At 30.5% G+C, this 12194-nt stretch carries 8 protein-coding genes and 7 pseudogenes; 13 read left to right on the top strand and 2 right to left on the bottom strand.

Going from position 1 to position 12194, the window contains the following annotated elements; genetic code table 11:
* Positions 1-113: 113 nt before the first annotated feature.
* Both PL321_RS16825 and PL321_RS16820 read right to left on the bottom strand, forming a co-directional pair.
* Positions 114-335: a hypothetical protein gene (locus PL321_RS16825; protein ID WP_273962625.1), complete on the bottom strand. Its 222-nt coding sequence runs from the start codon at positions 333-335 to the stop codon at positions 114-116.
* 367 nt (positions 336-702) lie between these two features.
* Positions 703-1206, bottom strand: a complete 504-nt coding sequence (locus PL321_RS16820; protein WP_273962624.1) for a hypothetical protein — start codon at positions 1204-1206, stop codon at positions 703-705.
* 540 nt (positions 1207-1746) lie between these two features.
* On the opposite strand from PL321_RS16820, the gene PL321_RS16815 reads away from it, so the two are divergent.
* The 13 genes and pseudogenes from PL321_RS16815 to PL321_RS21870 all read left to right on the top strand — a co-directional run.
* Positions 1747-2037: a hypothetical protein gene (locus PL321_RS16815; RefSeq protein ID WP_273962748.1), complete on the top strand. Its 291-nt coding sequence runs from the start codon at positions 1747-1749 to the stop codon at positions 2035-2037.
* Positions 2034-2183: a hypothetical protein gene (locus PL321_RS21875; RefSeq protein ID WP_443110832.1), complete on the top strand. Its 150-nt coding sequence runs from the start codon at positions 2034-2036 to the stop codon at positions 2181-2183. Before PL321_RS16815 ends, PL321_RS21875 begins: the two co-directional genes overlap by 4 nt.
* Before the next feature lie 19 nt (positions 2184-2202).
* A pseudogene (nusA, locus tag PL321_RS16810) lies at positions 2203-3248 on the top strand (transcription termination factor NusA).
* A gap of 13 nt (positions 3249-3261) precedes the next feature.
* Positions 3262-3530, top strand: a pseudogene (gene rnpM / locus PL321_RS16805) (RNase P modulator RnpM).
* Positions 3531-3837: 307 nt separating this feature from the next.
* Positions 3838-5947, top strand: a pseudogene (gene infB / locus PL321_RS16800) (translation initiation factor IF-2).
* Positions 5948-5961: 14 nt separating this feature from the next.
* A pseudogene (rbfA, locus tag PL321_RS16795) lies at positions 5962-6310 on the top strand (30S ribosome-binding factor RbfA).
* Positions 6303-7265, top strand: coding sequence for a DHH family phosphoesterase (locus tag PL321_RS16790; protein ID WP_273962747.1), 963 nt, complete (start codon positions 6303-6305; stop codon positions 7263-7265). The pseudogene rbfA and the gene PL321_RS16790 overlap by 8 nt, the downstream one beginning before the upstream one ends.
* A 6-nt stretch (positions 7266-7271) precedes the next feature.
* Positions 7272-7757, top strand: a complete 486-nt coding sequence (truB, locus tag PL321_RS16785) for a tRNA pseudouridine(55) synthase TruB (RefSeq protein ID WP_273962746.1) — start codon at positions 7272-7274, stop codon at positions 7755-7757.
* Positions 7736-8071 (top strand): hypothetical protein, encoded by a 336-nt coding sequence (locus tag PL321_RS16780; RefSeq protein WP_273962745.1) that lies wholly within the window; start codon positions 7736-7738, stop codon positions 8069-8071. The genes truB and PL321_RS16780 overlap by 22 nt, the downstream gene beginning before the upstream one ends.
* A 63-nt stretch (positions 8072-8134) precedes the next feature.
* Positions 8135-9043 (top strand): annotated as a pseudogene (locus tag PL321_RS16775) (bifunctional riboflavin kinase/FAD synthetase).
* 117 nt (positions 9044-9160) lie between these two features.
* A complete protein-coding gene (gene rpsO, locus PL321_RS16770; RefSeq protein WP_273962744.1) occupies positions 9161-9424 on the top strand; it encodes a 30S ribosomal protein S15 in 264 nt (87 codons plus the stop codon).
* Between the two features lie 147 nt (positions 9425-9571).
* Positions 9572-11703, top strand: a pseudogene (locus tag PL321_RS16765) (polyribonucleotide nucleotidyltransferase).
* 68 nt (positions 11704-11771) lie between these two features.
* Positions 11772-12187, top strand: a pseudogene (locus PL321_RS21870) (M16 family metallopeptidase); the annotation flags it as partial.
* Between the last annotated feature and the right edge of the window lie 7 nt (positions 12188-12194).

The following is a 12194-nucleotide window of genomic DNA, read 5'->3' as shown; positions in this document are numbered from 1 at the left end:
GGATAACTTTTTGGATTTTACTAAAAAAATCACAAAAAAAGAACATGCCAAAAACCTTTGATAAAAAAGGCATGCGAAGCATAAATACAAATTTTGGATTGTGGATATGTGGATTAAGCAGGTATTTTAAGAAGTTTTGATATACTTCTTAAATATTCAGGTTTATTTATGGCGTAAGCCAATATTACATTTATAAGTTTAGATATAGCAGTCAAATATAAGTCAGCACGCATTGTATAGGTATTAACAGTTTTAGGTTGCTGTATACAAGGGTTTGATTTTAAAGATGCTATTTCTCTCTCAATACAACAACGTATTGAATAAGTTTTTCCCATTCCACAGAGTTCCTTATAATACCAGGATAAAGTCTAAAATTTTTATCAGGATAAACATAGGTCATACGACCACTTTTGCTATCAGTACATGGATTTTCACATGTATGATAAGGTTTACCATTTTTATCACGATGTGATTTAGGGCAAGTAAACTTATATCTTAAACTTCTATTTTTGCCTTTACAAGAACCATCAAATTTAAAAGGTTCTTGTGTTAAGGAGCATATAGGAATACCTTCGGTATTATATTCAAGTTCTCCAATTTTTGTATTGGATTGGCTACGAGGATTAAGTGGGATAAGAACTTTTTCAAATTCTAAATGTTTAAATAATCCAAAGTTATCATAACTATCAAATTCTGAATCACCTAAAAAAGTTTTAAATTTAAAATTTGAATATTTTTTAAGTTATTCAAAAATGGTACAATTACTGGTTTCAATGAAGCATTATCATAAAAATATTTTTGTTCTTCAGGAGTAGAGAATTCTTTTTCTACAGATTTATAAAAGTCTTCTTCGAAGAATTTTATGCTTAAAGGTATACCCCAACCATTAGTTAATAATCCAAATTTATAGAAGTAACCAAAATGTCCATTTACGAAATCAAGTCGTATATTTGGGTTAGCTTGAGAATACTTAGGCATGTTTTTATATGCGGCAGCATAGGGATTAAAGTTCTTGTCATTAATAATTTTTGAATATGCTTTTTGCTTATTTATTTCACTTGCAAGTGTTTTAGGATTATTTTCTTTTACACGAGGCTTTAATCCAGATGTATCATATATCAAAATTGAGTTTAAATTTTTATATGGGGAATCAGCAGGAAGAAGATTATTAATATCTTCACATATATCAATAACTTTAGGAACCATAGAATTAAATAAATCTGCGATATCACTTTCAAAAGTAGTTTTAAATCTACTGAAAAAGATTCATCAGGTATAGATTTATAGAAACCACAAAATTCTCTAATTTCAGTAGAAAATACAAGAAATAGATTTAACAACGCAGTTGTAGGTATATGAAATATTTGCATAATTAGCAAAGATGATAATATAGAAGAAAGCTCATATTCACGATTTCTTCCTAAATCTGAATAGTAATGTTCTTTAAAAGAATTAGGGATAAATGTATTAATATCAAAATTATCAGCAAGCAATTTAATAAACCCTACGGGTTGTTTAGTAACCATATTTTTAAATTCAGATACTTGCTCAAAAAGTTAAGTTGCTTAATTTTGCTAATACAAAACATGCTATTCTCCTCCTCTGTGGATAGTTTTAAAGGTTGTTATAATTTAATAATGCCACAGTGGAGGAAAATATAAAAGCCTTATGGCTAAAAAATAGTAAAATCAATGGTTGCAGAATTCTGCAACCGACTAAAAATAGAAATAATAAAGGAGGGATATGATGTTTAATAGAATTGAGAACGAAGTTGAGAAAATAGCAAAACCAATAGTTGAAGAGTTAGGCTGTGATTTTATTGATGTAGAGTTCTTAAAAGAATCTGGCGAGTGGTACTTAAGAATTTACATAGACAAAGAAGATGGAGTTACTTTAGATGATTGTACTAAGATAAGTAGAAGAGTAAGTGATGAATTAGATAAAGTTGATCCAATTGAATTTGGCTACTATTTTGAGGTTTCATCACCAGGTGAATTAAAGTTAATTGAAGAGGAAAAAGCTCTAAAAAGGCCATAGGAAAAAATGTTAAAGTTAGACTTGCCAATGAGGATTATACAGCTTTATATGGTAAATTAGTAAATTTTAGTGAAAATAATATTATTTTAAATGTAGATGGTGAAGATAAAAATATAAAATTTGATGATATCTTTTTATCAGGTTGAGTGGAAAGGGGAGATAAAAATGAATTCAGTTGAATTAATTGAAGCTGTAAAATTACTTGTTCAAGAAAAAGGCATTGATGAAGATACCATATTTAATGCACTTGAGTCAGCTATAGGGGCAGCGTATAGAAAAAATTATGGTACAGCACAGAATTTAAAGGTAACTATAAATAGAGAAACAGGTGAAATACACGTATATGCTCAGAAGAAGGTTGTTGAAGATGTCTATGATAACCTATTAGAGATAAGTTTGGAGGATGCAAGGAATATAGATATTAGATATAATTTAGATGATATAGTTGATATTGAAATTACTCCAAAGGATTTTCTAAGAGCAGCTGCTCAAGTAGCAAAACAACGTGTTATTCAAATTATAAGAGAAAAAGAGAGAAATATAATATATGAAGAATTTGTTGAGAAGGAAAATGACATAATAACTGGTATTGTTCAAAAAAGGAAAAGGATAAGGTTCTTGTAGACATTGGCAAAATAGAAACATTACTTAATCCAAGTGAACAAATGCCAAATGATACTTATAACCACGGTGATATTTTAAAATTTTATGTAGTTGAAGTTAAGAAGACAACTAAAGGACCAAATATAATAATTTCAAGAACTCATCCAGGACTTGTAAAAAGATTATTCGAATTAGAAGTTCCTGAAATATATGAGGGCATAGTTGAAATAAAGAGCATTGCAAGAGAAGCAGGTTCCAGGTCAAAAATTGCTGTTTACTCAAGGGATGAAAATGTTGATCCAACAGGGGCTTGCGTTGGTCCAAAGGGTGTTAGAGTACAAAATGTAGTAAATGAATTAAAGGGAGAAAAGATAGATATAGTAAAGTGGAGCAAAGATCCAGCTGAATTTATAGAAAATGCTTTAAGCCCAGCAAAAGTATTAAGTGTTGAAATAATTGATGAAAAAGAAAGAATAGCAAGAGTTGTTGTACCAGACTATCAACTATCATTAGCAATAGGGAAAGAAGGTCAAAATGCAAGACTTGCTGCAAAACTTACAGGATGGAAAATTGATATTAAAAGTGAATCTCAAGCCAACATCGAATAAGGAGGAATAAAAAATGAAAGTTAAAAAGATTCCTCAAAGAATGTGTCTTGGGTGTATGGAAATGAAACCTAAAAGGAATTAATAAGAGTTGTCAGAAATAAAGAAGGTGAAGTAAAAATAGATTTAACAGGAAAAGCACCTGGTAGAGGAGCTTATATCTGTAGAAATGTAGAATGTTTTGAAAAAGCGTATAAGGCTAAAAAATTTGAAAAAGCATTAGAAGTTTCAATATCTCCTGAGGTTTATGAAAGGCTAAAGGAGGAATTAGAGAGTGGACAATAAATTATATAATTTTCTTGGGCTTATTCAAAGGTCAGGAATTTAACTTCTGGTGATGATGGTGTTGAAATAGATATTAAAAAGGTAAATGTAAACTATTAATTATATCTATGGATGCAAGTGAAAATACTAAAAACAAATTTATTAATATGGCAAAAATTATGGTGTACCTTATGTGATATTTGGCGATAAAGAAAGCATAGGTTATTTTATTGGTAAGTCAATGAGGTCGGTTTTATCAATTAAAGACAGAAATTTTGCAGAGGCATTCTTAAAAAAATTGAAGAAAATATTAGTGGGGGTGACAGTATTGTCAAAGATTAGAGTTTATGAATTAGCAAAACAAATAAATAAATCAAGCAAGGAAGTAATAGAGCTTCTTTATAATGAGTTCGGTATAGAGGTTAAAAATCATATGAGCGTAATAGAAGGTGAAGATGCTAATATAATAAAAGAGTATATAGAGGAATTAAACGGTAAAAAGGAATCAGCATCTAATAAGCCAAAAGAAGAAACAAAAACGGAAGATCATAATGATGAAAATGAATTTGATGATTTAGGATTAATGGATGATAATTATACAAAGAACGAAAAAATCAGAAAGAAGCCAAGAAGTGAAAAGATTAAACAAACTCAAATTAAAGAAAAAATAAAAATGATGAAGAAGAAATAGGAATAGTTGTTATTCCACCGACAATAAAAGTAGGTGAGTTTGCTCAAAAGATCAAAAACCAGCTGCTGAAATAATAAAGAAGTTAATTTTAAAGGGTGTAATGGCTTCAATTAATCACGAAATAGATTTTGAAGTAGCTGAAAAAATAGCAGAAGAATACAATATTATACTTGAAATGGAGCAAGTAAAAGAGAAGGAAGAAGTATTAATTAATGATTTTGAAGATAAAGTAGAAGATATGATGCCAAGACCTCCAGTTGTAACAGTAATGGGGCACGTTGACCACGGAAAAACATCACTGCTTGATGCTATTAGAAATTCAAAGGTTGCTGCTCACGAAGCCGGAGGAATTACACAACATATCGGAGCTTATAGCGTTGATGTAAATGGACAAAAGATAGTGTTTTTAGATACTCCAGGACACGAAGCTTTCACTGCAATGAGAGCAAGGGGTGCAAAGGTTACAGATATAGCCATATTAGTTGTAGCTGCTGATGATGGTGTAATGCCACAAACAGTTGAGGCTATAAACCATGCTAAAGCAGCAAATGTACCTATAATTGTAGCTATTAATAAGATTGATAAATCAGGAGCTAACCCAGATAGAGTAAAGCAGGAGCTTACAGAGTATGGATTAATAGCAGAAGATTGGGGTGGAGATACTATTTGTGTACCTGTGTCAGCCCATACACATCAAGGTATAGATACATTACTTGAAATGATTTTACTTGTTGCAGAAATGCAAGAGTTAAAGGCAAATCCAAATAGGGCTGCAAAGGGAACAATAATAGAATCAAAGCTTGATAAAGGTAGAGGGCCAGTTGCTACTGCTTTAATACAGGCAGGTACTTTAAAGGTAGGAGATGCAGTTGTAGCTGGAACTGCTTATGGTAAAGTTAGAGCTATGATTGATGACAAGGGTAGAAAGGTTACAAAAGTTGGACCTTCAATGCCTGTAGAAATTTTAGGACTTTCTGAAGTGCCAAATGCTGGTGAAAAATTTTATGTTGTTACAGATGAAAAAACTGCACGTGAAATTGCTGAAATAAGAAAAGAAAAACAAAGAGAAGAAATGTTTGCTGCAAATGCAAAGGTATCACTACAGGATCTTTTCTCACAAATTAAAGAAGGAAAAGTCAAGGTACTTAATATTATTGTTAAGGCAGATGTACAGGGTTCAGTAGAGGCAATAAGACAATCCTTAGAAAAATTATCAAATGAAGAAGTTAAGGTAAAAGTAATACACGGTGCAGTAGGTGCAATAACAGAAACTGACGTATCATTGGCTTCTGCATCTAATGCAATAATAATAGGATTTAACGTAAGACCAGATGGAATGGCAAGACAACTTGCAGAAAAGGAAAGTGTTGAAATAAAGACATATAGAATAATATACGAAGCTATTGATGATATAACAGCAGCAATGAAGGGTATGTTAGATCCTGAATTTACAGAAGTAGTTACTGCAAGATTACAGGTAAGACAAACATTTAAGGTATCATCAGTTGGAACAATTGCAGGATGCTATGTTGAAGATGGTAAAGTTAATAGAAATGATAGTATAAGAGTAATAAGAAATGGTATAGTAATATACGAAGGAAAAATATCATCATTAAAAAGATTTAAAGATGATGTAAGAGAAGTAGCTGCTGGATATGAATGTGGATTAACAATTGAAAGATTTAATGATATAAAAGAAGGAGATGTTTTTGAAACCTATACAATGAAGGAAGTTGAAAGAAAGTAAAGAGGTGCATTTATATGGCATTTGAAAGAAATATTAGACTTTCAGAGGAAGTTAAAAAGTTTTAAGTAATATTGTTCAGAATGAATTAAAGGATCCAAGAATTCCACCTTTAACATCAATAACACACGTAGATGTGACCAAGGATTTAAGATATGCAAAGGTTTATGTTAGTGTATTTGCTGATAATGAATCTAAGAAAAACTGTTTAGAGGGTTTAAAAAGTGCATCAGGTTTTTAAGAAAGGAACTTGGCAATAGAATAAAAATGAGATATACTCCCGAATTAATTTTTGAGCTTGACCAATCAATAGAGTACAGTATGAAAATAAATGATATATTAAGGGAGATAAATAAAAATGAATAGGCTTGATGAACTTAAGAAAATAATAGATTCTTATAATGACTTTGCAGTAGTATCCCATACTTCACCGGATGGTGATAGTATGGGGTCTATTCTTAGTCTTTATAATTTATTATTAGATTTAAATAAAAATGTAGATGTATTTGTTGAAGGTCAAGCTCCTAATAAATTTTCATTTTTAAATGGCTTTTATAATATAAAAAATGTTAACCAGTTCAACAACAAATATGAATGTTTATTTGTTTTGGATTGTGGAGATGAAGATAGATTAGGTGACTGTAAAGAATTAATAGAAAAAGCTGATATTATAGTTAATATAGATCATCATATCACTAATACTAATTTTGGTAATATTAATTTAGTTGATTCTAAGGCATCAAGTGTTGGAGAAATGCTGTATGAAATTTATGCAAATCTCGATTTTAATATTACAAGAATAATTGCAGAATGTCTTTACACGTCTATTGTTTCTGATACAGGAGGTTTTAAATTTTCAAATACCTCCTCAAAAACTATGAAGATAATAGCAAATCTTATTGATACAGGAATAAATTTTACAAATATTTATTACAGAATAATAGATTTAAAAACATTAAATGGTATTAAGTTGATGTCTAAGGTTACTTCTACTTTAAAGACTTATTTAGATGGTAAAGTAGCAACAATAAAACTGACAAAACAGATGCTTGAAGAGTGTGAAGCTACAGAAGATGAAGCAGGTGAACTTGTTAATATAGCAAGGGATATAGAAAATGTAGAGGTAGGAATTTTAATAAAAGAAATTGATTTAGATACTTATAAAATAAGTTTTAGATCAAAGGATTATTTTGATGTAAAGGATATCGCATTAAAATATGGAGGAGGAGGACATATAAAGGCAGCTGGATGTACAATTAAAAATAAAAAAATTGACGAAATTGAAAGCGAGATAATTAATGAAATAAAAAAGCTTGGGTGAAATACGATGAATGGAGTAATTAATATATTAAAACCTCCTGGAATGACATCGCACGATGTAGTTTCTTTTCTAAGAAAAAGGTTAAATATTAAAAAAATTGGACATACTGGAACATTAGATCCAGGAGCTGCAGGAGTTCTTCCGATCTGTATAGGTAAGGCTACAAAAATTGTAGATTATATAACAGCACAAGACAAAACATATATATGTGAAGTAACCTTTGGTAAAGTGACTGATACCTTTGATAAATATGGGAAAGTCGTAGATGAGTTTAATGGTGATATTACAATAGATTATGATAAATTAAAAAGTGTAACACAAGAATTTATTGGTGAAATTGAACAAATTCCTCCAACATATTCAGCAATAAAAGTAAATGGACAAAGAGCCTATGAATTGGCAAGAAGAGGGGAAAATTTTGAAATTCCAAGTAGAAAAGTAAGGATATATGCATTAGATATATTAAATGTATGCAAAAAAGTGTTCTTTTAAAGGTACATTGTTCAAAGGGAACATATATTAGAAGTTTGTGCTATGATTTAGGTAAAAGAATGGGATATGGTGCATATATGAGTTTTCTATTGAGGACACAATCTGGTAAGTTTATTATAGATAATACAGTTACTTTAGATGAAATTTCATTAGAAAACATAAATAATTTTATGTTAACTATAGATGCTGTTCTTGAATATTCAATAATTAAATTAAATGAGAATCAAGCTAAAAAATTTTTAAATGGTGCTTATTTGAAAATGGAATTAGAAAATAAATTATATAGGGTATATGATAATAATGATGTTTTTTAGGAATTGGAAAAATTAAAGATAATAAACTTAAATCAGAAAAAATATTAATTTAAGGTGTTTAGTATGAAGATAGTTGTTGAATCATTTAAAGATGTGATTTTAGAATCTGAATCTGTAGTTGCTTTAGGGATGTTTGATGGGGTACACCTTGCACATAGGGAAATTATTAAAAGAGCTGTAATAGATGCTAAAAAACCAACACAAAAAGTGTTGTATTAACTTTTGGCAAGACCCAGAAGAGTTATTGTTCCCAGAAAAAAACATAACATAATTACAGATAGTAAAACTAAAATAAGACTTATTAAAGAACTTGAGGTAGATTATCTTATATTATTAAAAACAAATGAAGAATTATTAAATCTAAGTGCAGAGGATTTCATAAAATTTTTAGTTAATAATTTGAAAGTAAAACAGGTTGTATGTGGATTTGATTATAGATTTGGCAATAAGGCTAAGGGTAATGTTGATTTACTAAAGTTGAAGGGTAAATATTACGGATATTCTACAGTAGTTATTGATGAGATAAAATTAGATGGTATAAAGGTATCAAGTTCAGCTATAAGGGAAAAATTAGAAAAAGGCTTAATAGAGGAAGCAAATAAATTATTAGGGTATCAATACAATATTATTGGAATTGTTAATAAAGCTAATCAGATAGCAAGGGAAATGGGTTATCCAACAGCTAATATATACATTGATGATAGAATAGCCTTAAGAAATGGTGTTTATGCAACAAAAACAAAAATAAATAATAAAATTTATTCTTCAATTTCCAATATAGGATATAAGCCAACATTTAATGGTAATCAAAAAGTGTTGGAAACTCATATATTTGGGTTGAATATGGATTTATATGGAAAAGAAATATCAGTTGAGTTTATAAAATTCATTAGAGATGAACAAAAGTTTGAAAGTATTATTGACCTTAAAGAGAGAATTAGGGAAGATATTGTTATTGCAAGAAATTTGTAAAATAATCTATTTACAATTAACAATCCTTTTGATATAATTTGTCTGTAACCTGTGCAAAGTTATCGTAGCACCGGCGTTAACCTTGCACAAGGGGTTAATAATTTAGGAGGTGTAACAATGGATAAGACAATTAAGCAAGAAATTATCAACAAGTACAAAAGACACGAAGGAGATACAGGTTCTCCAGAAGTACAAATTGCACTTTTAACAGAAAGAATCAATCATCTAACTGAACACTTAAAAGTTCACAAGCAAGATCACCATTCAAGAAGAGGTCTTTTAAAGATGGTTGGTAAGAGAAGAGGTCTTTTAAACTATCTTATGAAGACTGACATTGAAAAGTATCGTCAACTTATTCAAGATTTAGGAATAAGAAAATAATAACTAAAAAATAGAGCGGAAAATCCGCTCTATTTTTTAAACCTGTTTCTAAATGTGCAATATATGGAATAATATTATTGTAAGAAATGTTTAAATTATAATTTTTATGAAATAATAATAAAAGAGAAAAAGAAGGGAGGCTATTAGATGCATAATGTTTTTACAACAAATATCGCTGGAAGAGAAGTAAAAGCAGATATTGGAAAATATGCATTACTTTCAAATGGAGCAGTATTATTTAGTTATGGAGAAACTGTAGTTTTAGTTACAGCAAATGCATCAGAAGAACCAAAGGAAGGAGTAGATTTTTCCCTCTAAGTGTTGATTACGAAGAAAGATTATATGCTGTAGGAAAGATACCCGGAGGTTTTATAAAAAGAGAAGGAAAACCAACAGAAAAGGCAATTTTGTCAGCAAGAGCTATAGATAGACCAATTAGACCACTATTTCCAAAGGGTTACAGAAATGATGTTCAGGTTATTTGTACAGTTCTTTCAGTAGACCCTGACAATCCTCCAGAAATTGTTGCAATGAATGGAGCATCTTTGGCTTTATGTATTTCAGATATACCTTTTGAAGGACCTTGTGCAGCAGTTTTAGTGGGTAGAATAAATGGTAATTTTGTAGTTAACCCAACAGCAAAGGAAAGAGAAGAAAGTGATCTTCATTTAATAGTATCAGCTACAAAAGAAAGAGTTATGATGATAGAAGCTGGTGGACAGGAAATACCAGAAGAAGATATGTTTAATGCCATTATGTTTGGTTTTAATGCTTGTCAGGAAATGATAAAGTTCCAAGAAGAAGTAACACAAAAATGTGGTAAGGAAAAGAGAATTCCGCAGCTTTATAAGGTTCCAGATGAAATTGAAACTGCAGTAAGGGAATATGCTACTGATAAATTGTGGGAGGCAATGCAGTATACTGATAGACAAGAAAGACAAGAAAAAGTTGATTTAGTAAAAGAGGAAGTTTTTGCACATTTTGCTGAAGTGTTTGAAGATGCAGAAAAAGATATAGACGATGTTATGTATAGAATAATGAAGGAACACGTCAGAAAAATGATATTAGAGGAAAAGAGAAGACCTGACGGAAGAATGTTTAATGAAATTAGACCGTTATATTGTGAAGTAGGCATATTACCAAGAACACATGGTTCAGGATTATTCCAACGTGGACAAACACAAGTGTTAACAGCTGCAACTTTAGGTGCACTTGGTGATGTTCAAATACTTGATGGTTTAGGAGACGAAGAATTTAAACGATATATGCACCATTATAATTTCCCACCTTATTCAACAGGAGAAGTAAAATTTTTAAGAGGACCAGGAAGAAGAGAGATTGGTCACGGGGCTTTAGCAGAAAGAGCTTTAGAACCTGTTATACCACCAGAAAATGAGTTCCCTTACACAATAAGATTGGTTTCTGAGGTTTTAAGTTCAAACGGATCAACATCTCAAGCCAGTGTTTGTGCAAGTACACTTGCTTTAATGGATGCAGGTGTTCCAATTAAAAGACCTGTTGCGGGAATAGCTATGGGGCTTGTTACTGATGAAGAATTAACTAAAGCTGAAATACTAACTGACATACAAGGAATTGAAGACTTTTGGGGATATGGACTTTAAAGTTGCAGGTACAGAAAAGGGAATAACAGCTATTCAAGTTGATACTAAAATAAAGGGATTGCCAGAGGATGTAATTAAAAGAGCTATAATGCAAGCAAGAGAGGCAAGATTAAAAATATTAGATACAATGTTATCAACAATAGCTGAACCTAAAAAGAACTTTCAAAATATGCACCAAGAATAATACCTATGCTTATTGATCCAGATAAAATAAGAGATGTTATAGGACCAGGAGGAAAGACTATAAACAAGATAATAGCTGAAACTGGAGTAAAAATAGACATAGAGGATGATGGAAGATTATATATCTGTGCACCAAGTATTGAATCTGGAGAAAGGGCGAAGAAAATAATTGAAGGTATAACAAAGGAAGTTCAAGTTGGAGAAATTTATTTAGGAAGAGTTAATAGAATTACACAATTCGGTGCATTTGTTGAAATTTTACCCGGTAAGGAAGGCTTAGTACATATTTCAAAGTTAGCTCACGAGAGAGTAAATAAAGTTGAAGATGTGGTAAACGTTGGAGATGAAATATTAGTTAAGGTAACAGAAATAGATAATCAAGGTAGAATAAATCTATCAAGAAAAGATGCAATTAAAAAGAGGAAACTAAAGAAAATGAAAAACAATAAGGCTTATTATAAGCCTTTTTTATAACATAGAGTGAAAAATTAGTTCTGTTATTAAAATTATTACCTATTTATTAGGTTTAGTAGGAGGTTAGTATGTATCAAGTATTGAATTTAAGTAATGGGATTCGTGTAGCTTTAGAGTTTATACCATATGTTAATTCTGTAAGTGTTGGTGTTTGGGTAAAGAGCGGATCGAGATATGAAAATGAAGATATTAATGGGATATCCCATTTTATTGAACATATGATGTTTAAGGGAACAAAAATCGAACTGCTAAGCAGATTGCAGAGGATATCGAGGGATTAGGTGGACAAATAAATGCCTTCACAAGCAAAGAGGCAACCTGTTATTATGTAAAGATGATAGACCAACATATTGATATAGCAATAGATGTTTTAATGGATATGTTGTTGAATGCAAATATGAATGAAGATGACATAGAAAGAGAAAAAGGGGTTATAAAAGAGGAAATTAATATGTATGAAGATTCTCCAGAGGATCTACTTGGTGATTTAC

Source organism: Caloramator sp. mosi_1, from assembly GCF_028622835.1.
In the GTDB taxonomy this organism is placed as follows: domain Bacteria; phylum Bacillota; class Clostridia; order Clostridiales; family Caloramatoraceae; genus Thermobrachium.
This window is presented reverse-complemented; position numbering and strand designations above follow the sequence as displayed.

Coding starts and splice junctions, on each gene's coding strand:
- PL321_RS16825 (WP_273962625.1), bottom strand. CDS start 335: ATGGGAAAAACTTATTCAATACGTTGTTGTATTGAGAGAGAAATAGCA.
- PL321_RS16820 (WP_273962624.1), bottom strand. CDS start 1,206: ATGGTTCCTAAAGTTATTGATATATGTGAAGATATTAATAATCTTCTT.
- PL321_RS16815 (WP_273962748.1), top strand. CDS start 1,747: ATGTTTAATAGAATTGAGAACGAAGTTGAGAAAATAGCAAAACCAATA.
- PL321_RS16790 (WP_273962747.1), top strand. CDS start 6,303: ATGAATAGGCTTGATGAACTTAAGAAAATAATAGATTCTTATAATGAC.
- truB (WP_273962746.1), top strand. CDS start 7,272: ATGAATGGAGTAATTAATATATTAAAACCTCCTGGAATGACATCGCAC.
- PL321_RS16780 (WP_273962745.1), top strand. CDS start 7,736: ATGCAAAAAAGTGTTCTTTTAAAGGTACATTGTTCAAAGGGAACATAT.
- rpsO (WP_273962744.1), top strand. CDS start 9,161: ATGGATAAGACAATTAAGCAAGAAATTATCAACAAGTACAAAAGACAC.